Below are 23,521 nucleotides of genomic sequence, written 5' to 3'. Positions count from 1 at the left end.
GGCGAGCAGGTCCGTGCACGGCGGCCCCGCAGGGACCGATGCTGAGAGGTACGGGTACGTGGGCAGCGCGCGCCGCGAAGACAGGATCGGTCACCACGGCGCGCGCCTTGGACTGCTCGACCAGCGCGGCGGGCGGGTTCGCGGGGCCCCGGCCCGGGCCGCAGGAACACCACGCGGCAGCCGGTCAGATGAACCACGAACTGCACCAGGACGGAGTCGACGCGGTCGGCCAGGAACAACTCCACACCGTCGCCAGGCTCGAGCCCCTGCCGCCTCGGCGCATACCCCAGGCGCCAGCCGTACGGGATCAGTCGAGGGCCCCGACGACCTCGCCGAGGTCGACGAACTTGAAGCCGGTCGCCTCGCGGTCACCATCGGCCGGGGTTTCCTGGCCGTCCTGGACAACGAGCAGGCCGTGGGGGTAGCGCGCGCCGAGGGGGGCGTTCAGGGCGGCGGCGCCGTCGCAGACCTCGGAGCCGTCGAGCGCGGCGGAGGCCGCCGTGATACGGAAGGCGCCTTCGAACTCGTGGCCGTCCTCGCGCTCGCGGTCATAGGCGGCGAAGGTGTTGTCGCCTTGGCTGGAGGCGAGCAGGTAGCCGTCGCCGTCCGGCTCCGTGACCAGCGTGAGCCCCTCGACATCGGCCGTCAGGCGCTTGCCGCCGTAGCCGGGGTCGGCGCCCGGGGTGCACTCCTCGGTCTGCTCGTCGTACGTGCCGGGAACTCCGTACTCGCGTACCTTGTCGATCAGCTTCGGCGTGCCGGTCAGGCCCGCGTCGATGCGCCAGATGCCGACGTCCTCCTGCCCCGCGTACAGAGTGCCGTCCGCGGGGTCGACGACCATGCCCTCGACCTGAGGCAGCTGCCCGGGCTCGGCGCACGGCGTCCAGGTGGCGCCGTTGGGCAGCCGGAACGAGGACGGCAGGTCGATTGTGCGCACCTGGTGGTACCCGACCGTACCGGCCGGGGTGGCGACCAGCTCCAGCAGGGCGATCCGGGTGCGGTTGCGCTGACTGACCAGGGCGTAGGAGCGGCCGGTCCTGCGGTCGGTCCAAGTGGCCAGACCGTAGGCGGTCTTCTGCTTGTTGATCTCGGCCTGGTCGGCGGAGAAGACCGGGCGCGCGCCGGGGTCGGTGACGTCGGTGAGCGGGCCGCCGGGCTTGTCCCGGTCGATACGGTAGATCCGCAGCCGGTCGTTGCCGCGGTCGCTGACCACGGCGACGTCGGCGCGCCCGCCGGCCAGGCGCAGGCCCTCAACGAGGTCGACGTTGTTGAAGCGGCCGGGGGCGTCGTCGGCGCCCGGGCCGGCGGGGGCGGGGATCGACTGCACCTGACGGGCGTCCAGGTCGTACACCCGCAGACCGCCCTTCTTGGCGGTGGCCACGACCAGGCTGCGGCCGGGTTCGGCGGCGTTGCGCCAGATCGCCGGGTCATCCGCGTTGGCATCGCCGCCGGCCTTGTCGTCGTACAGCGGCGCGGTCTCGGCCTTGGGCCGGATGCTGCTGATCGAGGAGGCCCGGGCCGGGAGGGCCGCGGAGGCCGCGAGCGCCGTACAAAGCACGAACGTGGAAACGCGAGCGGCGATACGTATCGTCATTCTTCTACCTTTAGAAGGGGTTTACCCTGACGGCAAGACACTCGTGTCAAGAATTGCCGTGTTCGCGACGAGGTAGTGTCCGGCAGTTGAACACTTTACAAAGCCCCATGCCGGGCTTCGCCACCCGGTGCACGCGTGGCCGGGTAGCCGGGTAGCCGGGTAGCCGGGTAGCCGGGTAGCCGCACAAGGCAAGCAGGACACGGTCACGAGGCAACCTCCGATCCGTCGCTGCGCTCACAGGCCCGTGCGGTCCCGCTCTCCTTGGGTCAGCTTCCGGCGTTACCGCGGTTGCGCAGAAGGTTCACAGCCCGGTCGAAGGCCGACTCCGTCGATAATCCGGTCCGCCGCCGACTTCGAGACCCCGAACAGCGGGGCGAGCTGCCGCATTCAGCTCCATCGAGCGCGGCTACAGCGACGACATCCACGAGTACACCAACGACCTGTACTGCCGAAACTGGCTGCACGAGGCGTGGCTCCTGCTGGACGAACACACCGTCCAGCTCTGGACCCCGCAGATCAAAGCCCTGGACGACCGGTACAAGGCCGCGGCCATCGACGACGATGGCCAACACTCGACCAGTTCCACAGGCTCCCCGGCCGCGCCATCGGCGCCGACCCGGGCACAGCCATACCCGGACACAGCCATACCCGGAGCCCCCGGGCTCTCCGATCCTACGAATGACCGTCAGACCCACGCCTGGAAAGGTAGGAACCTGCGTGGCCCGGAGCTGCACCCCCCGGGAGGGGCGTCAGGTTCTTCGGTGACCCGGCCGAGCGCGTGCAGACGTCCACACGCGCACCCGTTGGGCGATCTGTACGGGTTCCCAGGTCTCCCGTAGGCTCCACGGCATGGACCATGGCGAGACGCCGGCCCACCGCTCAGAGGAGGTGGAGTGTGGGGCAGTGCCGGGGAAGGTGACCCCAACGGGCCGTCGCACTGCCGCCGTTGGCAACCGGGACTTCCGGCTCCTGTGGATCGGCGAGACCGTCAGTCAGGCCGGCAGCGCGGTCACCGTCGTGGCGCTTCCCCTCGTCGCCGCTGTCACCCTGCGCGCCAGCACCTTCACCCTGGGCCTCCTCACCGCCGCCGCATGGCTGCCCTGGCTGCTGATCGGTCTGCTGGCGGGAGTGTGGGTCGACCGGGTGCGTCGCCGCATCCTGATGATGGCCTGTCATGTTACGTCTGCTGTGCTGCTCGCGAGTGTTCCTTTTGCCGCCTGGATCGGTGTGCTCACTGTTCCGTACCTGTTGTGCGTGGCCCTGCTCGCGGGAACCGCTGCTGTCTTCAGTACGACGGCCTCTACCGCGTACGTCCCTGTACTGATCGGCCCGGCCGGTCTGGCGAGGGCGAACGCGCTCCTCCAGGGCAGCCAGCAGGCATCCACCATCACCGGCCGCGGCCTGGGCGGACTCCTGGTCCAGCTCCTCGGTCCGGCGACCGCCCTGGTGGCGGATGCGGTGTCCTTCCTGGTGTCCGCCTTGTGCCTGAGGGGCATCGCGCACCGCGAGCCCCTCAGGGCCACGGGGGGGCGAGCGGGCACGGTTGCCAGGGAACTGCGCGAGGGCGTCTCGTTCGTGCGACGCGACGTGTACCTTCGGTCGCTCGCGCTCTTCGGCGGCGCCACCAATCTCGCCCTGACGGGCCTGCAGACTGTGCAAGTCGCCTTCGTCGTACGTGATCTGCGGCTTCCCGCCGGAATGGTAGGTGTCCTGCTCGCGGGTTTCGGGGTGGGCGGAATCGCCGGGGCAGTGCTGGCCGGGGCCTTGGCACGCAGGTTCGGCACCGCTCGCTCCGTGCTGCTGAGCTTCTTCGCCGCCGCGCCGATGGGGCTCTTCATCCCGCTGGCGCACCCCGGCTGGAGTGTCGCCCTGCTGGCGATCGGTTTCATCTGCATGGGGGTGGGGATCGCTGCGACGAACGTCACCGTCACCACGTTTTACCAGGGCTACTGTCCGCAGGAACTGCTGGGCCGGGTGAACGCCACGCTCCGGTTCCTCAATCGGGGTGCGATCCCGGTGGGCGCCCTGCTCTTCGGGGCCTTGGGGAGCACGGTGGGCAACCGCACAACGCTCTGGACCGCCACGGTGTGCCTGGTGCTGGCGGGGCTGCCGCTGCTCACCTCGGCACTGCGAAATCGCCGGGACTTCCCCAGGGCCCCGTCGGCGGCGGAGTAAGAGCGGCCAGGGCGTCGAGGAGCGGCTCCGCACCGTAGCGCAGGCAGTCCGTCACAGGCAGCCCCAGTTCATCCTCCGTCCGTGCGATCACCTGCTTCGCCTTGTCGTCGGTCATGCCCTCGGTAATCAGCGAGACCCCGGCAGCCCGGGCCCCGGGCCCCCCACGCCCCCAGCTGGACGCCTCCTCATTCATCCTGACGACCTCGGAGAGCGGAGGCAGGGGGCGGTCCGCGTGCCCCGCGAGGTGGGTGGCGCGTGGATCGTGGCACACCAGGAGGTGGTCGGGACGGGCGCCCTGGAGCAGCCCCAGGGGCACGTGAGCGTGGGCGTAGTGATTGAGCGCGCCCTGTCCCTCGACGAACAGCCATCGCACGTCCTTCAGGAGCCGTGCCACCCGGGACTCCACCAACCCGACGAGGAAGTCGCCCGGCAGTCGGTCCACGGCGAGGCCCTCGCCAGCGATCATGATTCCGGTCTGGCCGGTGGCGAGGAAGCCGCTGGACCAGTGGCGTCGGCGCGCCGCCCGGTCGAGTTCGAGCATCAGGGTCTTCTTGCCGATGCAGCAGTCGGAGCCGACCGCCAGCACCGTCCGCGTCCCGGACGGGTGTGGCAGGCCGGTCGCCTCGGGGAACTCGTCCGGCGGGCGGCGCACGTCCCAGATGGTGCTGCCCGACGCGGCGGCGGCCGCCGCCAGTTCCGCGTCGTCGGCAAGGTAGGCGTGCAGTCCGCTAACCAGGTCCAGGCCGTGCGTGGCGGCCCGCAGCGCGGTGTCGCGCAGTTCGGCGGGGAGCTGGTGCCCCGAAGGCGCGACACCGACGAGCAGGGTGTCCGGGCGCAGCGGCAGCGCCTGTTCCAGGGCGGCCACTACGGGGATACCGTGTCCCACACCGGTCCCCAGTGCCTCTGCGACCGTCTGTCCGGCGTGCTCTTGGTCGATGACCGCCACCACCTCGTGGGGGCTGTATCGGATGACCCCCACGGCGGTCTTCGCTGCCTGCCAGTGCAGTCGGCGGTCCGCGTAGACGACCAGGCGTTTCACCGTGCCGCTCCTTGCGGGTACCCGGCGAGCGCCGGGTAGCGGCGTGTTGCCGACGCGATGATGGCACCGACCAAGCCGTGGTCGGGATCGAGCCCGGCCAGCACGGCGGCGCGTGCCAGGGACGCCTGCTCGTCCATGCTGGGAAGGGAGTTCACCTCCAGCAAGTGCAGTGCGCCGCCGTCGAGGCGGAAGTCGACCCGGGCGACATCCCGGCAGCCGAGGGCGGTCACCAATTGGACGGCCCAGCGCCGGGCAAGGTCGCTGACGTCGGCGGGCACATCGGCGGGAAGCTGGAGCTCGGCGTGTGCGGTGGCACGGTCCGGCTCGTTCTTGAGGGCATAGTCCATGATCCCTTCCTGTGGGCCGGACTTCTCGTGGACGAGGGCCCGCGCGGGCAGGAGAGCACCGCCGAACTCGTTGCGCACGGCCTCCAGAAAACCGACCGTCAGATCCGTACCCGCCACGAAGTCCTCCACCAGCAGTCCGTCGGGAAAGAGAGGCAGCAGCTCGGCGATGCGGTCCGCGGCGGCTTCGCGGGGCATCGCGCGGGGTCCGATGCCCATCGAACAGGCGCCGTAGTTGGGCTTCACGATGACCCGCTCACCGGCCGCGCCCCGGTCGAACTCCTCCGGCACGCGAATGAACTGAGCCGGAGGGGTGCGGATGCCCTCTGCCCGGGCCACGTGTTTGGTGAGGTTCTTGTCCAGGGCGACGGCCAGTGCCTGGGGAGGGGAAGCGGTGTAGGGGATGCCGAGCTCCTCCAGGAGGGTCGGGCAGGCGGACTGCCGCCATGGGCCCGACGAGCCCTCGGCCATGTTGAAGACCAGATGGGGCCGATACTTCCGCAACTCGGCGATGACATCAGGCAGGGGGCGGGAGACCTCTAGGGGCAGGACGTAGTGCCCGAGCCGGGACATGCTCGCGCACAGGCGCTTGAGAGTGGCCTCGTAGACGTAGACCGACTGTTCCACCGCGTCCGTGGCCCGGAGGTTGTGGGTGAGCGCGATGCGCATGCGCGGGGATCCCTTCAGATCAGGGTCGACGTGGAGATCCGGTACATGGTGCGGGGGACGCCTTCGGGGTAGTCGTTGACGGCGATGTGCTGAGTGGTCCGGTTGTCCCAGATGCACAGGTCGCCCGGTGTCCATTGCCACCGGCAGGTGAAGTGCACCTGTTCGATGTGGCGGAAGAGGAAGTGGAGGACGGCCACGCTCTCCTCGTGGGGGAGCTCCTCGATGTGTGAGGTGTAGTGCCGGTTCACATAGAGGGAGGGTGCACCCGTGCGGGGGTGGACCATGACTACGGGATGGCTGCTGGAGAGTTCCGGGTGACCGTTGTTGCGGGCGGTGTGCACCGCCGACAGGCCGCCCAGATAGTTCTTCATGCGCGGGGAGAGGGCCTCGTAGGCGGCGCGCGTACTGGACCACATGGTGGACCCGGCCCCGGACGGGACGTCCGCGCACAGCAGCAGTGTCGCCGGATTGGGAGCGTCAAGGTAGGTGAGGTCGGTGTGCCAGCGGTCGGCGCGCTGGTGGGTCTCCAGGACGGTGACCTGGGGGTGGTCGGGGAAGACCGGGGGGCCGTCACGGATGATCTCGCGTACCTTCCCCATGCGCCGGGCGAAGACGTCCAGTGTCGCGGAGGCGATGTCCTGCCCGGGGAAGAAGAGCACATGCCGCTCGGCCAGGAGCGCGTGGAGCACGGCTGTCTGCTCCGTGTCCAGATGGCGTACGTCAACGCCGGTGACGACCGTTCCGAGTCGGCCCGCTACCTCTGAGGTCTTCATGGAAAAAGCTCCCGCCACGCTTCCGGATCCTTGGGCAGGGCGCCTATCCCGGGCGCGTCGCTCAGCTGCGCCCGGCTTCGGGCGAACGAGACGCCGGCGAACGGGTCGTCGGCCAGCAGGAGCGCGCTGTCGAGGTCGAGGTGGTCGGCCAGCGGGGCCAGGACCGCGGCCGCGCTGATGCCGAGGCTCGTCTCGCCATTGCAGCCGAGGGTGACCGACAGCCCGTACCGCCGTGCCGCTTCGATGCCCCGCTGGGCACGGGTGAGGCCGCCCCAGTTGGCTTGTTTGACCACCAGCCCGTCGTACGAGGCCGCCCGGCGCGCGAGCGCCTGTTCGCCGACGCAGTGCTCGTCGCCGAGGACGGAGCAGCAGGACGACTCCTTGAATTGCGCCCGCTCCGCCGCGGTGGCCTCGCCCCGCAATGGCTCCTCGACCGCCTCGGCGCCGACCTCGGCGAGCACGGGCACCATCGACAGGGCGTGGGACAGCGTCCACGAGGCATTGGCGTCGACTCGGAGCAGTGCCTCGGGCAGCTCCCGCCGGATACGCTCCAGCCGGTGTGCCGCCGTCGTCAGCGCCTCGACCGGAGGGCCGCCCACTTTGGCCTTGACCGCCGTGTACCCCTGACTGCGCACATGGCCGAGCCAATGGCCCAACTCCGCTCCGTCGACCATCGGTACAGTGAAGAACGTTCGCCGGGGGTGCCCCGGCGAGAGTCCCCACGCCCGCCAAAGCGGCAGCCCGCGCAGTTTCGCCGAGAGGTCGGACAGCGCCATCTCCAGGCCTGCCCGCGCCGCGGGCAGGCCGTCCAGTGCGGCCAGCGCCGGGTCCCAGCTGTGCGGGTCCTCCGGGCGGGCGTGCGTCAGGTCCGCGCCCTGGGCGAGCGCCGTGTACGCACGCCCGACCGTGGTCGGGTCCTCCCACAGCGGGCACGGGGCCGCCTCGCCGATGCCCTCGGCCCCAGGCGCATCGGGAGAGGTGAGCCGCAGCAGGACCACGACCGTCCCCTCCTGCCGCACATAGGCGTTGACGAAGGGGGAACGCCAGCCCAGCGCGAGGCGCCGGTGCTGGAGGAAGATCATCAATGCCCTCCTTCGTGAAGTCGCGGCCCGGCGCCACCGCCGTCTTCGCCTGCCCCGGCGTGCCGCTCAGCCGCCGGAGGAGTCCAGATGGGCGATCAGCTCGTGCAGCGCCTGCTCGAACCAGGCCCGGTCGAGGCCCACTCCCGTGCTGCTCATCAGCTTGGTCTCGATGCCGGAGCGAGAGGTACGCAGCACCGCGTCGAAGGGCCCGTACCGCTCGTCGATCCAGGCGAACTGCACGGCCACACCCGCCACGTCGACGGTGGCGCGCGACGCGGGATGGGGTTCGGCTTCGGCGGGCACCGTGAGCCTGCCTTCTCCCGTCCGCTGGGCGATCAGACGCAGCTCCCGGCCACTGCCGCCCGGCGTGGCGTACACGACCTCGATCTCAGTGCCCGGATCGCCGCCCGCGAACAGCGCGGCACTGTCCACCGGGAGACCGCCCAGACGGGACGGCAGATCCAAGCTCTTGAGGAGCTCCGCGCTGTCCGGGGGCGAGGCCCACTCCCCTTCGTGGACGCCCTTCCGGGTCTGCCGGCGGAAGTGCCACAGCCCGGTGGGGGTACTCACCATCTCCGCCGTACGGCGTCGGCTCCAGTAGCTGCGCCGGGCGAAGGGGAGTTCGCCGAGCTCGACGGCGAACGCGGCGTCGACCGGGCGCATGCCCTGGTACAAAGCGAGCAGCTCCTCCTCACTGAAAGAGCCCTCCAGGACGGAGAGTTCAATCGTCGTCCAGTCCAGCCGGGCCGAGGCGGCCGCGTTGCCCATGTAGTCTCTGCCGGACCACAGCACATGCTCGGCGCTGATGGGGACGGCATGAGCGTGGCTCTTCCACAAGCAGGGGTGGTCGGCAGCCGGGAAGGCCCAGTCGTAGAAGAACTGCTTGACGCGCAACCGCCGTCCAGGGCCCCTTACCTCGTACCGGTAGGCGGAGGGGTTGTTCGTGGACCAGGGGGTGCGCCCTTCGGTGACACCGGGTTTGCGCCCGGGCGGGGCCTCCTTGCGCAGCGTTCCGGTCTCGACGGCGCAGTCCGCCGGGAGGTTGGCCGGCACATGGAGGACGAAGTTGCACCACTGTTGTGCTTCGGCCGCTGCCAACGGCTCGGGCCGGTCCTGGAGGAGCTCGGCGTCGGCCAGCGTCCGGAAGGGGAGTTCGTCGCTCATCTGCCGTCCATGCGGTCTCGGTGGGAAGGGGATCGGGAGGCGTCTCGTATGGGAACTTCCCTCTCACGCGCAGGCGCAGGCACAGCGGAAGCCGATCTCGAAGTGCCGGTCGAGCGCCAGATCTCGCCCCCGAAAGGCGACGGATGTCTGTTCGGGCAGGCTGCTCCAGGCCCCTCCCTTGATCACCGCGTAGGACCGGGGGTCATAGATGACGTCGAGGGCGTCGCGGCCCGCGCTGACGGGATGGAGAGGCGGGCCGTCGAAGGACGAGGCCGTCCACTCCCAGACGTTGCCGGACAGGTCCTGGACGCCGTAGGGACTCTCGCTGCCGGGGATGCCGCGCGTCCGGGAGGTGGTGAGCGGCGCCTGGTCGGCGAGACGAAGCAGCTCCGTACGCCAGGCGCGGATGCCCTCCCAGCCGGAAGGGCCGGGCGGTGGGAGGCAGTGCGTACGGGCCGCGTCGAAGGTGTCGCCCCAGGGCCAGGCGCGGCCGTCGTCCCCCTGTCCGGCCCGCTGCCACTCGCCTTCGGTGGGCAGCCGCTTGCCCACGGAACGGGCGTAGGCATAGGCGTCGAACCAGTCGACGCCGACGGCGGGATGGTCGGGGCCGCTGCGCCGATCCAGCAGACTGTTGCGCCAGTGCAGCTTGCTCTTCGGCTCCGCCGGGTGGCAGTAGCGGTGGTCGGCGGCGGCGGGGGACGAGGCGAAGGCGTCGTACTCGACGTTGCTGACGGGCAGCGTGTCGATGCGGAAGTCCGCGCACTCGCCGAGGTCCTCTGGATCGTCCCAGTCGAACTGGAGCGTGCGGGGGCTGAGGGCGGCGGGAGGGCCGCCCCGCGCACGGCCGCCTGGGACCCGGACCATCCCCTGGTGCGAATGGACGCCCCGGTGGACGGCGTCGATCGGGCACTGCGGCTCGTACGCGTCGTCCCGTGTTCCCTCGGGGAAGAGCTGTTCCTCCAGCGCGGCGAGCTCGTGCTTCTCCTCGCTCCCGGCGATCGCTGTGATCGCCCTGAGGACGACCGCGTGGCCGAGCCCTACCGGTTTGCCGGCGGTCCCGGTCACCCGGTCGCTCGCCCTGCCGACGATGACGAAGAGGTCTGCCAGCACCTCTTCGATGCGGAGTGTGCCCGCCAGCCCGATCGCCTCGAACGCGACGAAGTCCTCGTAGTCGTGTGTCAGCCAGGCCACTGCGGCGCGGGTCTCGGGGTGTTCAGGGGCCCGTGCGGCCAACGCCTGGATCAGGGCGTGCCGGACCCACGGGAGGTCGTGCACGGCCGCGACGCCGCACAGTTCCTCCAGCTCGGTGGTCGGCGCGTGGGCGGCAGCGCCGCGCAGCTCGCTCAGGGCCTGCTGGATTACGGCGGGTGAGCGCTCGGCGATACGGGTGTCCAGGTCAGAGAGAATGTCGCGCCAGTGTGCCACTTCCACCCTCCAGGAAGGGCTTGCGGAAATCGCGAAAGAAAGCCGCAAGCCCTCGAACTATGCCCTATTCAGCGGCAATTACCACTTGGAGTGCGCGGAGAGGTGCTTCCTGCTCTTACGCGCCTCGCGGGCTGCCTTCCACTTCTCGGGGTAGCTCATGAGAGTCTCCTCAGCTAGGTGGATGTGGACCTTTCGAGGCTACCCAGGGGATGGGGGGCGTGCAGGACCTCGAAGGCGGATCGACTGAAAGGCGCGTGATCGTTAATCATTCGATGGTGCGTTAGCTATACCGGCGGAGGCGGAGTTCGGCTGGTGAGTGTCTGTATCACCCGCAGGACCGCTGGTGTCGATCACGCCGAATGGGCTGTATGTGTGGCTGAAACTCCATCCACGGTTGCGGAGCAGGGCCTGGGCCTTCTCTTGCGTGGCTTCGGCCGGGGCACCCACCTCATCGGCGCCTTCGACCACACCCAGTCCAAGGTGGTCGCCGTCTCCGTCTACCTGCGCGGCAGGGACGGCGACCGCGTCCCAGGTACAGATGGCAGCCCACGCTTTCCTGACCGTCCTCGCGGCCCAGGACCAGGACCGGGAAGCCGCAAACGGGCTGCAGAAACGACACCATCAGCCTCGTCCCCCTCAACCGTGGCAGAGGTCCGGCGCCTGCTGGACACTCTGCTTCCCCACCTGAAGTCCCACCACGACCGACAACTCCGCGCACTCAACTGGTCCCGCTGGTGCAGACATCACCAAGCCGTCACCCGCCGCCACACCGCCTCCGGGGACAGCGAGTGCCAGTGGCGGCGCGACGGTAGAGGCCGGCTTCTCGATGGCACGACCCGACTCGCAGGACGAGGGTCAGCCTGCGAAGGCGGGGAGCACGAGCTGGTACGTCCCGTAGTCCATGAACCCCGCGATGGCGGCGGCAACCATGGAAACGACGAGCATGAGCACCCTGTCGCCCGTCGAAGGGCAGACGGCGGCGTACGCGGGGTTCTCCGGGTCGTAGGCAATCCGGACAGTCTTCCCCTTGTTGTGGCCGAGGATGTAGCGGGTCACGCCGTCGGTGGCCGAGAACGCGTGGGCGGTGTCGCCGTCGTCCTCCCGAAACACCTGCCGCCCCTCCACAGTGATGCCGTAGCGGGGCAGGTACCAGTCCCGCCACACCATCGCGAACAGCATGACAACAAAGTAGGAACAGGCCACGCCTGTCGCCCCGAGCAGCAGTGTCGCGATGGCCCGGCTCCAGTCCCCGCCCAGCACACCGACGACGACGGCCAGGGCTGCGAGGGCCGCGCAGCCGGTGTACATCAGCCGGATGCCGTGGGAGGGCAATCCCACTTGGACCAGGTTCTCGTCCGCTTCGTCTTCGCCCTCGTCGCCGGTGACCCAGCTCCGGATCACGACAAGCGTGGAGCCGTCGGCCGTCTCCTCGTCCGCGGTCCGTTCCGGCAGAGCGGCGTTCACCGCGTCGGCGAAGACGCCTGCGGCGGCCGCACTGACGTCGCTGACGCGGTACACCGTCGGATCGACTCCGACCGGAGCGGTGAGCTCCAGATGGATGCCGCGCCGTTCGGCGTGGACCCGGGCTATCGCGGCGAACGGTATGCGCAGCTCGGCGTCCGGACGCCGCAGCAGCAGTTCCTCACCGGTGGACCGGAGTTCGACGCCCCTGTCGCCACGGAGGACGGGGACGGGCGAAGAGATCGACATGCGCTTGATCGTAGGTGGCGGAGTCCCTGCCGGTGAAGAGGCTGCGGGGCTTTCGGATTGAACCTGCGGTGCCGTACCGTCCGTCTGTGAACCTGGTGATGACCGTACTCCTCCTTGCCGTCCTCGCATCCGCGGCCTTCTGCTCGTTCGGCCTGATGCTGATCAAAGGCGAAGGAGCGGAGCTCAAGAAGATGACTGAGCTCTACGAATCCGGCGTCGAGGTGCGAGCGGAGCTGGTGAGCCTAGTGCCGTTCGGCACCAATGGTTACGCGAGCGCTGTCTACGAGTGGCAGTCCACGGAAGGATCCGGCCGGCACCAAACGGGCGCGAACATGGGCCACGCCCATGTGGTCGGACAGAGCTATCCCCTCGTCTTCAACCCGCAGAACACCAGGCGGGTACACCTGGGAACGAAGGTCGCGGTCCGCAGGGAGCGCAAGCGCCGCCAGGGCTACGTACGCAACGCCCAGCGAATGGCGCTCCTGGCCCTCGCGGGCGGCGCCTTGGCGACGGTGGGGCTGATCATCAGCCCCTGACGGCCGTCAAGGTCCGCACGTGAGCAGCTGGTGACCACTGCGAGCGGGTGGCCGGGGTCCCAGTCCCCCGACCGTCGGCGGGTGAGGCTAGCCCCCGGGCCGATCGGGGGGTGCAGCGGATGGTACGGAGCGGCCCCGCGCAGCGAGAGTTGGCCCCATGAACACGCACAAGGCCCTGCTCGCTGCCCTGCTCATCCCGCTCGGCGCCATCCTGACCGTCACCCCGGCCGCCTCCGCCGCCACACTGGCCGCCCCGGCCGCCGCCGACGCCGCCGCTCCCGCCGGCCCCAAGGAGGCCGCGGCCGCCGCGTTCCGCTCCCCCGAGGCGGCCCTCGGCCGGGTGTCCCACCCGCTGCGCACTGCCCAGCCCTCCGGCAGCCTTGCCGACCTCCGCCCATTCGGTCGGATGGTTGGGGACGCGCAGGTAGTAGGCCTGGGCGAGGCCACCCACGGCTCCCACGAGTTCTTCACCGTCAAGCACCGGATATTCCGGTACCTGGTCGAGGAGAAGGGCTTCCGGGTGTTCGCCCTCGAAGCCCCCTGGAGCACCGGACTGCGGCTCGACGCCTACCTCCTGCGCGGCGAGGGCGACTTGAAGCAGATCATGGACGAGGAGTTCCAGGGCACCTACCGGTGGTGGAACCAGGCCGAGTACCGCGATCTGCTGCAGTGGATGCGCGCGTACAACGTCAAGCACCCGAAGGACCCGGTCCGTTTCGTCGGCGACGACGGCGGGTTCGCCGGAGCCCAGCTGTACGACAAGGTGAACGCCTACGCGGCCGCGGCCCGCCCCGAACTCGTCCCGAAGCTCACCGAGCTGTACCGGGGTCTGCGGCCCGCCACCGACGCCGAGACGTACGTCAACGACTACCTGTCGAAGCCGTTGGCCGAACGGAAGGAACTCGCCGAGCGGACCGGCCGGGCGGTGGACCTGCTCAAGCAGCGGCCCGGCACGGGCGCCGGCGCCGACGCACATGCCTGGGCCGTGCAGCACGCCACGGCGATCCACCAGATGACCACGCTGTTCGCCTTCGACCTGGACGATCCGCAGGGCATCACCGGCGCCATGCTCCACCGCGACCGGATCATGGCGGAGAACATCGCCTGGTGGCAGCAACGAACCGGAGACAAGATCGTGCTCGCCGCCCACAACGGCCACGTCGCCCTCAGGAGCTACACCCCCGCCACCTATCCGCGGGTCCAGGGCGAATTCCTCCGCGAGCAGCTGGGCGGCGGCTATCTGAGTGTCGGCCTCACCTTCGGCCAGGGCTCGTTCAACGCCCTCGGCCAGGACGGCGGCGTCCACCGCTTCACCGTCGGGCCGGCCGCGCCCGGCACCGCCGAGCACACCCTGGACCGGGTACGGTACCGCGATTTCATGGTGGACCTGCGCAACACCCCGGCAGCGGCCCGCGCCTGGCTCGCCGCGCCGCACCCCGTCAAGAACATCGGCGCCGCCTACCCCGGGATCGCGGACGCCCCGCAGATCCGGCTCGCGCAAGCGCACGACGTCGTGATCCACCTCCAGCGGGTGGAGGCGGCCCGCACGCTCACATAGCCTGCGATCCGTGGCCACCCCGGGGTTCAGGGCTTGCACGGCGGCCAGCCCGCCTATACACACACCGTCCCTGCCCAGGGCTGCCAAGAACGAGTACCCGCCGAAAAAGATCGCGTCGCAGATGCGGACGCCGACCTCGTGCCGCAGCCAGGCGCCCGAGGGCGGCGACGCCTGCCGAGAGGCAACCGCCGGAGGAATCTGGGACAGACGTCGACGGAGTGGAGCCAGGATCGATCCGGGCTCCACTCCGTGGTGCGGGCGTGTCACTGGAACTGTGCGAAGAACCTCCAGATCTCTGCTTTGGTCCAAGTGGCGATGCCGCTTTCGCCGGTGGAGCCGTCCACCGGACCGGGCATGTGGCCTCCGTCGAACGCGGCCCATTGCACCGGGTATCCGGCACGGCAGCCCGAGTAGGTGGTGGTGATGTGCGTTCGGCTGCCCGGCGCGGGCTCGCGCGGGCTCTGGGAGGCGCAGCCGTTGTTGCGGACGAATCTGTCGCGCAGGGACCGTCCTTGCGCGATGTTGAGGACGGAGTCGCTGACGCCGTGGATTCCGAAGTAGGCGATGGGCCGGGTGCCGCCACTGCACCCGCTGATCTCAGCACCGGACATCACCGCGACGGCCCTGAAGACGTCCGCCCGGCTGCATGCGAGTGCGTAGCTCATACCGCCGCCCCAGCTGAATCCCGTGGCGAAACGCTGTGCCGGGTTGACACAGAGGCCGCCCTCGATGCGCCGGATCATGTCGTCGACGAAGGTGACGTCCTCACCACCCGAATTGGCCCAGCCGTTGCCGAGGCCCTGGGGGGCGACCAGGATCGCGCTGTTGTTCGACTGTTCCTGTTGGCCGTAGTAGGACCAGGCGGTCCCGCTCGTGCCGCCCGAGGCGACGTCGCCGGCGGTTCCGCCCCGCCAGTGGAACGCGAAGATCAGCCGGTAGCGGTGGCTGTTGTCGTAGTTGGCGGGAACCCTGAGGATGAAGCTGCGGCTCTTGCCGCCGCTCTGGATCGTGTGCGTCCCGCTCGCCAGGGTCGGGGCGCTGCCGCATCCGCCACCGCCACCGGACGACAGCTTGATCATCTGCCATTGCTGGTTGGCGCCGCCCCAGTCGGTGTACTGGACGACGTTGCCGCCGTCGGCGGTGGAGGCCCCCTGCACCTCCACCGCCTTGCTGCTGGTGCGGTTGATCAACCGGACGTGGCCCGCGTCGGAGTCAGCCAGGCGGAACTGCTGGTTGGCCCCATTGTGGTCGGCCCACTGCTGGATCGCGGCACCGTCTGCGGTCGAGGAGCCGGCCACGTCGAGGACCTTGCCCGAATGCCGGGCCTTGAGGCGGTAGAAGCCCTCCCCGGAGTCCACGAACTGCCACTGCTGGTTGGCTCCGTCGTTGCGTGTCCACTGGCTGACCCGCGTGCCGTCGGCGGTGGAGGCACCGGAGACGTCCAGCGCCTTGCCACTGTTGCGATTGACCATGACGTACCAGGCGTTGGTGTCCACCGTCGCCGCCTCGGCGGGCGCCGGATTCACTGCGGCGAGCATGCCGAGCGCGAGGGTCAGCGCCACGAGGGCGGCGACCCGGGACCACCAGCGATGTAATGGTGGAGAGGCGGGAGAAACCTCACCGTAGGTCTTCATCGATTGACCCTTTCGTTTGTGGCAGGTCCCCTCAGGTGCGGGTCCAGCGTTGGTTGCTGCCGTTCGAGCAGGAGTAGAGCTGGATCACGGTGCCGTTGGCGGTACCGCCCGCGACGGCGTCGAGGCAGAGACCGGACTGGACGCCGACGATGGATCCGTCGGAGTTGAGGCGCCACTTCTGGTTGTCACCGCCCCAGCAGCTGTAGATCTGGACTTTGGTGCCGTTGCCGGTGCCGGCCGCGTCCAGGCACTTGTTGCCGTAGACCCTGAGCTCGCCGGCGGCGGTGTATGCCCACTGCTGGTTGGTGCCGCTGTGGCAGTCCCACAGCTGGAGCTGGGTGCCGTCGGTGGTGCCGGCGCCGGGCACGTCCAGGCAGCGGCCCGACCCGACGCCCTTGATCTGTCCAGAACCCGAAGGGGGCGTGGAGGTGCCGCCGTTCAGTGCGTCGAGGACGGCGGTGTAGGCGGGCTTCTTGCTGCCGTTGCCGTTGAACAGCAGCGGCGTCTGCTCCGCTCGCCAGGAGTCGGTGTCGCGCACACCCCAGACGGTGATGCCGAGGCAGCGCGGGACGGCCAGGCAGTCGTTGGTCACGTTGGCGTAGGTCGTGGCCGAGGCGCCCTGGATGTCGAGTTCGGTGATGGCCACGTCGACACCGAGGGCCGCGAAGCTCTGCAGGGTGGTGCGGAAGTTGCTGTTGTACGGGCTGTCGTTGTTGAAGTGCGACTGGAAACCGACGCAGTCGATCGGCACGCCACGCTGCTTGAAGTCCCGGACCATGGCGTACACGCCCTGGGTCTTGGCCCAGGTCCAGTTCTCGATGTTGTAGTCGTTGTAGCAGAGCTTGGCGGCCGGGTCGGCGGCGCGCGCGGTGCGGAAGGCGACCTCGATCCAGTCATTGCCGGTGCGCTGCAGGTTGGAGTCGCGCCGGGCTCCCGCGCTGCCGTCGGCGAAGGCCTCGTTCACGACGTCCCACTGGGCGATCTTGCCCTTGTAGTGGGCCATCACGCCGTTGATGTGCTCGATCATCGCCTGGCGCAGCGTGCTGCCGCTGAGGCTCTGCATCCAGCCGGGCTGCTGAGAGTGCCAGGCCAGGGTGTGGCCGCGCACCTGCTTGCCGTTCTGCACCGCCCAGTTGTAGACGCGGTCACCGGCGGCGAAGTTGAACTGGCCCCGCTGCGGTTCGGTGGCGTCGATCTTCATCTCGTTCTCGGCCGTCACCGAGTTGAACTCACGGCCCGCGATCGTCGTGTACGCCGAGTCGCCCAGGCGACCCGAGGCGATGGCGGTGCCGAAGTAGCGGCCGCTCTGCGCCGCCGCGGCGCCGAGCGTGCTCTCGGCGGCTTGTGCGGTCGGCGGCGCGACCAGTGCGGCGGCCGCACCGAGGACGCCGACGACCAGCGCCAGCAGCAGACCGCGGATCTTCCGGCGGATAGCCGGTCCGGGAAGGGCATATGAGCCCATGGCTGTACCTCCAGGGTAGACATCGCGCAAGGACTGAAGCGCAGGGGAATACGTCGTCCGCTCCCACTCGGCGGACGGGTACGGCAGGGCGGAACCCGGGGGGGCACGCGATCACCGGACACCGCGGTCACGAGCCCGGGGCGATCTCAACCGGCACGGACGGGGCCGGTCGGCCTTCGGGTGACGTACGGCGGACGGCGGCGGTGTTGCACAGGCATGCGGGTACTCCATCGCGGCTCAGCCGGGGGACCGCCACGCGGCGTCGCGTACCTCTCCAACTGCGCGAAGAGCCAGGATGCGTGGTGCGAACCTCACCGGAACGAAAGGGTTGGCGCAGGTGCTCGGTGCGCGGATCTGTCGTGCAGCTGCGCGTGGATCTGCCGTGCGGCACAGATTGCAGGGTTGATGTGGTTCGAAAATTCGAACAATGCTCCGTTTCCCAGACAGGGATGATTGAGGTATTGACGATGGATCGTCAATACTCCTCACAGAAGAAGTTTCGGCTACTCGCCCGAAATATTTCGAAATCCCGGCGAGCCGGAAGGCGGACCCTCGGCGTCACCGTCGACGGCTGCCGCCTCGGACTTGCGAGCTGTATCCGCACATTCCCAGACCGGTTGCGGTCGGCGCGACAGCTTGTCAGACCCAGAGGGATGCGCTGCTTTGTGGACAGATCAGCGCGAGGCCTTGACCAAAGGGCCCCGCGTTCCTAGCTTGTGGCGTCGAAGCATCCGGACAATTCTTCGAAACATTCGAGAATGTCTCTGTCCCTCGGCACGTCCGCTCCGCGTTCATCGGGTCACCTCACCCCCGCCCCCGAAGGAGGCCACCGCTGATGTGGTTTCGCCCCCCGTCCCCGGTCCGCCCAAGACGCTTACTCGCCGTCCTCGCGCCCTTGCTGCTCCTGGCCACCTTCCTCTGCGCTCAGCCGGCCGGAGCGGCGACCGTAGACCCCAACGCCTCGTACGTGCTGGTCAACCGCAACAGCGGCAAAGCCCTGGACGTCTACAACCTGGCGACCAACGACGGCGCCCGCATCACCCAGTGGACCAGGAACGATCAGAACCAGCAGCAGTGGCAGTTCATCGACTCCGGAGGCGGCTACTACCGCATCAAGTCCCGCCACTCCGGCAAGGTGCTGGACGTCCACAACTGGTCCACCGCGAACGGCGGCCCGATCGTCCAATGGGCCGACCAGAACGCCACCAACCAGCAGTGGCGGCTGGCCGAGAGCTCGGATGGCTACGTAAGGTTCATCTCGCGCCACAGCAACAAGGCCCTCGAGGTACAAGGCGCCTCCACCGCCGACAACGCGAACATCGTCCAGTACGACGACTGGGGCGGCGCCAACCAGCAGTGGCAGCTCGTCAAGGTCGGCGCCGACAACCCCGGCCCGTGCGCTCTTCCGTCGACGTACCGCTGGACATCAACGGGCGCCCTCGCGCAGCCAAAGCCGGGGTGGGTCTCGCTCAAGGATTTCACCGTCGTCCCCTACAACGGCAGGCAACTCGTCTATGCGACGACGCACGACACGGGGACGCGATGGGGTTCGATGAACTTCGGCCTGTTCACCAACTGGTCGGAGATGGCCTCGGCCAGCCAGAACACGATGTCAGCCTCCACCGTCGCGCCCACGCTCTTGTACTTCGCGCCGAAGAACATCTGGGTGCTCGCCTACCAGTGGGGTGGAACCGCCTTCTCCTACCGGACGTCGAGCGACCCCACCAACCCGAACGGCTGGTCATCGGAGCAGGTGCTCTTCTCCGGAAGCATCTCCGACTCCGGAACAGGACCCATCGACCAGACACTCATCGGTGACGGGACCAACATGTACCTGTTCTTCGCCGGTGACAACGGCAAGATCTACCGGGCCAGTATGCCGATCGGGAACTTCCCGGGCAGCTTCGGCACGACCTCGACAGTGATCATGAGCGATACGCGGAACAACCTGTTCGAAGCCCCGCAGGTCTACAAGCTCCAGGGCCAGAACCGCTATCTCATGGTCGTCGAGGCGATCGGCTCGCAGGGCCGCTACTTCCGTTCGTTCACGGCGACCAGTCTGAACGGCTCATGGACACCGCAGGCCGCGACCGAGAGCAATCCCTTCGCCGGCAAGGCCAACAGCGGCGCCACCTGGACCAACGACATCAGCCATGGCGAACTGATCCGCACCGGCCCCGATCAGACCATGACCGTCGATCCCTGCAACCTGCAGTTCCTCTACCAGGGACGCAGCCCCAACTCTGACGGCGTCGACTACGGCCTCCTGCCCTACCGACCGGGTCTGCTGACACTGCAGCGCTGACGGCGTGACACGAGTCCGGCTCTGTATGGAGCCGGCGTGGCGGGCTCGGCGGAAGACCGCCGAGCCCGCCTGCGGCATGCCGAGGGTACGGACGGGGCTCACCAGCCGAATGTCGGCGCTCTCGTCGAGTCGTGGGTCGAGCCGGTCCGCCAAGCTGGTCGTAGGACAGAACGTGATTGACCAGCGCCGCCGGGTGCGGGATCAGGCCGACCTCCCGGGCCACCCGGATCCGGGTGTCCGTGGCCAGACCCAGCCGCTCCTCGCCGAGGTCACCGGCCAACACGTCGAGACCGTGCGGGGCCAACTCCTCGTAGCGCTGACGCGGGCCTGGATCGCCGGTGTCGAAGGCGGCCTCCAGTTGGCGGTCGGTCTCGGCGGTATCCCGACCCCGGACCAGGCAGACCCCGACGGCCGCAGGAGCTGGCCAGCCGTTCCCACCAGTCCAGGCACAAGAAGGGGCCCGGGTAACCCGAGCGCACGACCGGATCCGGACGCACCCCATCGACTACGGCCGACATCTCCAGAGCTGGGAACGCCTGATTCTCCCCCGAAGGAAGAACCAGGCAGGGGTCCCGAGCAGCCCAGGACGCAAACGGAGCGTCGTCATTCCTCGCGCGGGAGCAGTGTGCCCAGGGGGCCGAGGTCGAGATTCAGGTCCTCCAGGGAGTAGCCGTGCTCAGCACACAGGTCGGCGAGGCTGTCGTGGAGGGCGAGCAGGGTGGCGCCGAGTTCCTCTTCCTGGTCGTCGGTGAGGTCGCCGGCGTCCACCCGGCGCAGGGCCTGGCGTTCGATGAGCTGGCGCAGGAGCTCGATGAGGGTGAGGACGAGTTTGAGGAGGTCCTCCCCCACGGTGTCGGGCTCCGCGTGGATGCGGTGGGCGGGACCGGCCGCTGCGGCGTCGCGTGGGGTGGGGGGCGCCTGGACAAGCCGGAACGCCCTCGACATGGTGTCGCCCACGCCGTCCAGGTCCGGGCCGGAGCCAGGGCGGCGGGGCTCCCGCGGATGGTCACGGGCCACGTCGGCCTGCCGGAAGGTTCGGCGCCGCGGCGGGTGTCGTCGGGGAACTGACGGACACGATGAGGGCGCGCAGCGAAATACGGACGAGGTCGATGTCCGAGATCGACAGAACGATGTCACCCGCCACGACCACTCCCCCGCTGAGCAGCCGGTCGAGGAGGTCGACCAGGGCGACCTGGCGCCCGGGCAGCGGCTCGCGCGGCTCCGCGGGCGTCATGGCCCCTGCCCCTCTGCCTCGGCGCGGTCCGCCACTTGGTCGGGTGTCATGGCGAAGGAGTACGGGGCCCAGGGGCCCGTCACTTCGATGCGTATGCCGGGGAATTCCTGGGCGGCCTGTTCGATGTCGGCCCGGAACCTGGGGGCGTCGTCGTCGGGTACGAGGTAGGCGTCGTTGACGATGTTTTCCCGGCGCTCTTCCTTCGGGCCGGTCAGTGCTCCGCTCTGCGGAGCGTGGCGTATGCGGTGGGGGGTGTAGTTCGTGGCGATCGCCTCGACAGCTTCGGCGGCTTGCTGCGCCTGCTCGTAGGTCGTCTCGCGGGCGTGGCGCTGTGCTCTGCGGCGTTGCAGGTATGCCTTGCCCGGTGTGGTGGGGCCGGGCTGGTCGACGCTGCCGGGGGGTGTGCTCAAGGTCGGCGAGGCCGAGGGAGTGAGGTAGATCTTGACACCGTACTCGGTGTGGGCGTCGAGCTCCGCCAACCGTCGGGCGAGGGCGGGCTGTTGTGCCGTCAGGGCCTGGCGAGCCCGGTCGTCGTCCCGGTAGACGGTGGCCATGCGCAGCGGCAGGACCGTTTCCCGGGCGGCGACGGCCTGCACTACGTCGTGGTGGGCGCGGGCGATGTTCTCGAGCCACTCCAGGTCCTCGAAGTGGTCCTTGAGAGCCCTCTCATGGAAGTCCTCGTGCGGTACCGGGCTGACGACCAGGGCCAGAGAGGCCAAGCCGTCCCCGGCGGGAGCCTGCCCGGCCTGCGGGTCGCAGACCAGCAGAAGGACGGGGGCGCGGCCGACGCCCCGGAGGCCGGCGAGGACTGAGCGCAGCGGCTCCGTCTGCCGGGTGACGGCATACACGTAAGTGAGGGTTCCCTGGCCGGTGCTCACCGCTGACGCCCCTGTCTCGTCCCGCCGGGCGCTGCTCCGGGCTCCTCGGTGCTCTCCACGATTTCAGGCTCGCCGGTCCGCTCCTGCCGCAGGGCCTCCAGCTCGGCGCGCAGGCGGCGATTCTCCTGTTCGAGGGGGCTGCCGGTGTGCCGGGAGGACAGGGAGGGGTCGTGCTCCCACCAGTCGATGCCCATTTCCTTGGCCTTGTCCACCGAGGCGACCAGGATGCGGAGTTTGATGGTCAACAGCTCGATGTCGAGGAGGTTGATGCGGATGTCTCCGGCTATCACGATGCCCTTGTCCAGCACCCGCTCGAGGATGTCGGCGAGGCTGGAGGAGGAGCTCTGCCCGTACGGCACCGGCGCGCGGGAGGCGAAGGATCCGGGTCGACCGGGCAAAGGTTCACTCATGGGTGGCTCCCGGTGTCTTCAGGGCAACTGCCGGCGGAACTCGGAGATCTCTTCCAGCCGGTCGAGCAGTTCGTCCTCCTGGCGGTCGAAGGTTTCCTGGTCGATGCCGCCACGCAGCAACTGGTGCTCGAGCTCGGCGAGTCGGCGCCAGACCGGTGCCGGGTCGTAGTACTCCTCCTCGGCCTTGTCGACCACGCGCTGGGCGACCCAGGTGACGGCACGGACCGGAGCAATGGGCAGCGTGAAAAGGCTGGTCAGAAGTCCCATCCGGTCTCCCTCCTCTCACTGGTGGCGCGGGTGGCGGCGCGGTGTGGTTGCCGGATCACACGAAGCTGTAAGGCGGCAGGGGGCCGGAGAACCGCAGGTCGACACCGTTGCCGTTGTCACGGGCCAGGTCGGCCTCAGCCGCTCGGAGACTGTCCTTCTGCGCGTCCGGCACGAGCAGCGAGAGGTTGAGGAAATCGTTCGCCGACGGCGGCCGGGCGAGGTGGTCGCGGGAGAAGGGGACAAGCGCCTCGGTGAGGTCGGCGGCCAGTGCCTCCTGCCTGGCTTCCACCTCGCGGGCGACCAGCTCTCCCAGGGCCAGCGGCAGGCGAGGGTCCGTGTCCCCGCTGCGGATCCGGTCGTTCAGGTCCCTCGCCTCCGGCAGATCGCCGAGGATCTGCTGCAGCAGTGGCGTCTCGTCGCTCTGCGACGCGCGCACGTGGTACTCGGCGCAGCCCTCAAGGCGCTCCAGGGCGCTGAGGTAGCTCTCGGCGTTGCTCTCCAGGGCCTGGCGGACCGCGAGGTCGTCGGTGGCGATGTACCCGAACTGCAGGGGCAGGACCGCACCATCGGCCATCAGCCGTTCCTGGACCTCCTGATGCGCGGTGAGGTCCCGGCGCCTGGGCCGGACTTCTTCGGCGATGTCGCTGACCACCGCGCACAGAGGGCCGGCGGCGACGGTCCGCAGCGCTGTGGGTTCGGATCCGACACCGCTGACGCCGTCCAGGCGGCGGGGATGGTCCTCGGCGGTGATCGAGTACACGTAGAGAGGCATCGCTACTCCTTCGCCCGCCGTACAGGCCGCCGAGCGGCGGGCCTACGACGCCGGGGAGCCTCCTCGACCTCTTCCTCTTCTTCCTCTTCCACTTCCTCCGGCTCCGGCTCCGCGGACTTGGACGATTTGCCGGTCAGGGCTTCGGAGACGGCCTCTGCAGCTCCGCCGAGGGCTCCTTTGGTCTTCCCCCGTGCGCCGCCTTCCAGCATGTTGCCCATGACATCCGGCAATTGGGCGGGGGCTTTGCGGCCCGCTTCGAGGTCGAGGCGGTTGCAGGCCTCGGCGAAGCGGAGGTAGGTGTCGACGCTGGCCACCACGATCCGCGCGTCGATCTTGAGGATTTCGATGCCCACCAGCGAGACGCGGACGAAGACGTCGATGACCAGCCCGCGGTCGAGGATGAGCTCCAGGACGTCGTAGAGGCTGCCAGTGCCGCCCCCTTGCCCTCGCGCTACTGGGCTGCCGCCCTGCGGCACCATGGTCATGGTGC

At 69.2% G+C, this 23,521-nt stretch carries 21 protein-coding genes and 2 pseudogenes; 4 read left to right on the top strand and 19 right to left on the bottom strand.

What is annotated here, in order from left to right; genetic code table 11:
- Positions 1-307: 307 nt before the first annotated feature.
- Both ACZ4MU_RS10310 and ACZ4MU_RS10305 read right to left on the bottom strand, forming a co-directional pair.
- Positions 308-1,594: a phytase gene (locus ACZ4MU_RS10310; RefSeq protein WP_467873537.1), complete on the bottom strand. Its 1,287-nt coding sequence runs from the start codon at positions 1,592-1,594 to the stop codon at positions 308-310.
- 297 nt (positions 1,595-1,891) lie between these two features.
- Positions 1,892-1,981 (bottom strand): annotated as a pseudogene (locus tag ACZ4MU_RS10305) (IS5/IS1182 family transposase); the annotation flags it as partial.
- Between the two features lie 462 nt (positions 1,982-2,443).
- Between ACZ4MU_RS10305 and ACZ4MU_RS10300 the strand changes: the two are divergent.
- Positions 2,444-3,769 (top strand): MFS transporter, encoded by a 1,326-nt coding sequence (locus ACZ4MU_RS10300; protein WP_467873535.1) that lies wholly within the window; start codon positions 2,444-2,446, stop codon positions 3,767-3,769.
- On the opposite strand, the gene ACZ4MU_RS10295 is transcribed toward ACZ4MU_RS10300, so the two are convergent.
- The 7 genes from ACZ4MU_RS10295 to ACZ4MU_RS10265 all read right to left on the bottom strand — a co-directional run bounded on the left by ACZ4MU_RS10295 (position 3,711) and on the right by ACZ4MU_RS10265 (position 11,975).
- Positions 3,711-4,808 carry a DUF1611 domain-containing protein gene (locus ACZ4MU_RS10295; protein ID WP_467873532.1) on the bottom strand — a complete coding sequence of 366 codons (1,098 nt, stop codon included), beginning with the start codon at positions 4,806-4,808 and terminating at the stop codon, positions 3,711-3,713. The two genes, ACZ4MU_RS10300 and ACZ4MU_RS10295, sit on opposite strands and share 59 nt — an antisense overlap.
- Positions 4,805-5,821, bottom strand: a complete 1,017-nt coding sequence (locus ACZ4MU_RS10290) for a D-alanine--D-alanine ligase family protein (protein WP_467873529.1) — start codon at positions 5,819-5,821, stop codon at positions 4,805-4,807. Before ACZ4MU_RS10290 ends, ACZ4MU_RS10295 begins: the two co-directional genes overlap by 4 nt.
- A 14-nt stretch (positions 5,822-5,835) precedes the next feature.
- Positions 5,836-6,594 (bottom strand): TauD/TfdA dioxygenase family protein, encoded by a 759-nt coding sequence (locus ACZ4MU_RS10285; RefSeq protein WP_467873526.1) that lies wholly within the window; start codon positions 6,592-6,594, stop codon positions 5,836-5,838.
- A complete protein-coding gene (locus tag ACZ4MU_RS10280; RefSeq protein WP_467873523.1) occupies positions 6,591-7,676 on the bottom strand; it encodes a mandelate racemase/muconate lactonizing enzyme family protein in 1,086 nt (361 codons plus the stop codon). Before ACZ4MU_RS10280 ends, ACZ4MU_RS10285 begins: the two co-directional genes overlap by 4 nt.
- A gap of 66 nt (positions 7,677-7,742) precedes the next feature.
- Positions 7,743-8,840, bottom strand: a complete 1,098-nt coding sequence (locus tag ACZ4MU_RS10275) for a hypothetical protein (protein WP_467873520.1) — start codon at positions 8,838-8,840, stop codon at positions 7,743-7,745.
- A gap of 63 nt (positions 8,841-8,903) precedes the next feature.
- Entirely contained in the window at positions 8,904-10,265 is a 1,362-nt protein-coding gene (locus ACZ4MU_RS10270) for an SUMF1/EgtB/PvdO family nonheme iron enzyme (RefSeq protein ID WP_467873518.1), read from the bottom strand.
- A gap of 855 nt (positions 10,266-11,120) precedes the next feature.
- Positions 11,121-11,975 (bottom strand): DUF3592 domain-containing protein, encoded by an 855-nt coding sequence (locus tag ACZ4MU_RS10265; protein WP_467873515.1) that lies wholly within the window; start codon positions 11,973-11,975, stop codon positions 11,121-11,123.
- Positions 11,976-12,073: 98 nt separating this feature from the next.
- On the opposite strand from ACZ4MU_RS10265, the gene ACZ4MU_RS10260 reads away from it, so the two are divergent.
- Both ACZ4MU_RS10260 and ACZ4MU_RS10255 read left to right on the top strand, forming a co-directional pair.
- Positions 12,074-12,511, top strand: coding sequence for a hypothetical protein (locus ACZ4MU_RS10260; protein ID WP_467873512.1), 438 nt, complete (start codon positions 12,074-12,076; stop codon positions 12,509-12,511).
- Between the two features lie 157 nt (positions 12,512-12,668).
- Positions 12,669-14,069: an erythromycin esterase family protein gene (locus ACZ4MU_RS10255; RefSeq protein WP_467873509.1), complete on the top strand. Its 1,401-nt coding sequence runs from the start codon at positions 12,669-12,671 to the stop codon at positions 14,067-14,069.
- Positions 14,070-14,332: 263 nt separating this feature from the next.
- On the opposite strand, the gene ACZ4MU_RS10250 is transcribed toward ACZ4MU_RS10255, so the two are convergent.
- The gene (locus tag ACZ4MU_RS10250) at positions 14,333-15,703 is read right to left on the bottom strand and encodes an RICIN domain-containing protein (protein WP_467873506.1); all 1,371 of its coding nucleotides are present in this window, start codon (positions 15,701-15,703) and stop codon (positions 14,333-14,335) included.
- Positions 15,704-15,734: 31 nt separating this feature from the next.
- Positions 15,735-17,165 carry an endo-1,4-beta-xylanase gene (locus tag ACZ4MU_RS10245; RefSeq protein ID WP_467873503.1) on the bottom strand — a complete coding sequence of 477 codons (1,431 nt, stop codon included), beginning with the start codon at positions 17,163-17,165 and terminating at the stop codon, positions 15,735-15,737.
- Positions 17,166-18,000: 835 nt separating this feature from the next.
- Between ACZ4MU_RS10245 and ACZ4MU_RS10240 the strand changes: the two genes are divergently transcribed.
- Positions 18,001-19,470: a non-reducing end alpha-L-arabinofuranosidase family hydrolase gene (locus ACZ4MU_RS10240; RefSeq protein ID WP_467873500.1), complete on the top strand. Its 1,470-nt coding sequence runs from the start codon at positions 18,001-18,003 to the stop codon at positions 19,468-19,470.
- Between the two features lie 211 nt (positions 19,471-19,681).
- On the opposite strand, the pseudogene ACZ4MU_RS10235 reads toward ACZ4MU_RS10240, so the two are convergent.
- The 8 genes and pseudogenes from ACZ4MU_RS10235 to ACZ4MU_RS10200 all read right to left on the bottom strand — a co-directional run.
- Positions 19,682-19,972 (bottom strand): annotated as a pseudogene (locus tag ACZ4MU_RS10235) (hypothetical protein); the annotation flags it as partial.
- Positions 19,973-20,073: 101 nt separating this feature from the next.
- Positions 20,074-20,487 (bottom strand): gas vesicle protein K, encoded by a 414-nt coding sequence (locus ACZ4MU_RS10230; protein WP_467873497.1) that lies wholly within the window; start codon positions 20,485-20,487, stop codon positions 20,074-20,076.
- Positions 20,477-20,704 carry a gas vesicle protein gene (locus tag ACZ4MU_RS10225; RefSeq protein WP_467873495.1) on the bottom strand — a complete coding sequence of 76 codons (228 nt, stop codon included), beginning with the start codon at positions 20,702-20,704 and terminating at the stop codon, positions 20,477-20,479. Before ACZ4MU_RS10225 ends, ACZ4MU_RS10230 begins: the two co-directional genes overlap by 11 nt.
- Positions 20,701-21,582, bottom strand: a complete 882-nt coding sequence (locus tag ACZ4MU_RS10220; RefSeq protein ID WP_467873493.1) for a GvpL/GvpF family gas vesicle protein — start codon at positions 21,580-21,582, stop codon at positions 20,701-20,703. Before ACZ4MU_RS10220 ends, ACZ4MU_RS10225 begins: the two co-directional genes overlap by 4 nt.
- The gene (locus ACZ4MU_RS10215; RefSeq protein ID WP_467873490.1) at positions 21,579-21,992 is read right to left on the bottom strand and encodes a gas vesicle protein; all 414 of its coding nucleotides are present in this window, start codon (positions 21,990-21,992) and stop codon (positions 21,579-21,581) included. The genes ACZ4MU_RS10220 and ACZ4MU_RS10215 overlap by 4 nt, the downstream gene beginning before the upstream one ends.
- 18 nt (positions 21,993-22,010) lie before the next feature.
- The gene (locus ACZ4MU_RS10210) at positions 22,011-22,259 is read right to left on the bottom strand and encodes a gas vesicle protein GvpG (protein WP_467873488.1); all 249 of its coding nucleotides are present in this window, start codon (positions 22,257-22,259) and stop codon (positions 22,011-22,013) included.
- 55 nt (positions 22,260-22,314) lie between these two features.
- Positions 22,315-23,031, bottom strand: a complete 717-nt coding sequence (locus tag ACZ4MU_RS10205; protein ID WP_467873485.1) for a GvpL/GvpF family gas vesicle protein — start codon at positions 23,029-23,031, stop codon at positions 22,315-22,317.
- A gap of 2 nt (positions 23,032-23,033) precedes the next feature.
- Complete coding sequence (locus tag ACZ4MU_RS10200) at positions 23,034-23,516, bottom strand: gas vesicle structural protein GvpA (RefSeq protein ID WP_467873483.1); 483 nt, start codon at positions 23,514-23,516, stop codon at positions 23,034-23,036.
- Positions 23,517-23,521 lie beyond the last annotated feature (5 nt).

Source organism: Streptomyces sp. NPDC026377 (assembly GCF_055567715.1).
This window is presented reverse-complemented; position numbering and strand designations above follow the sequence as displayed.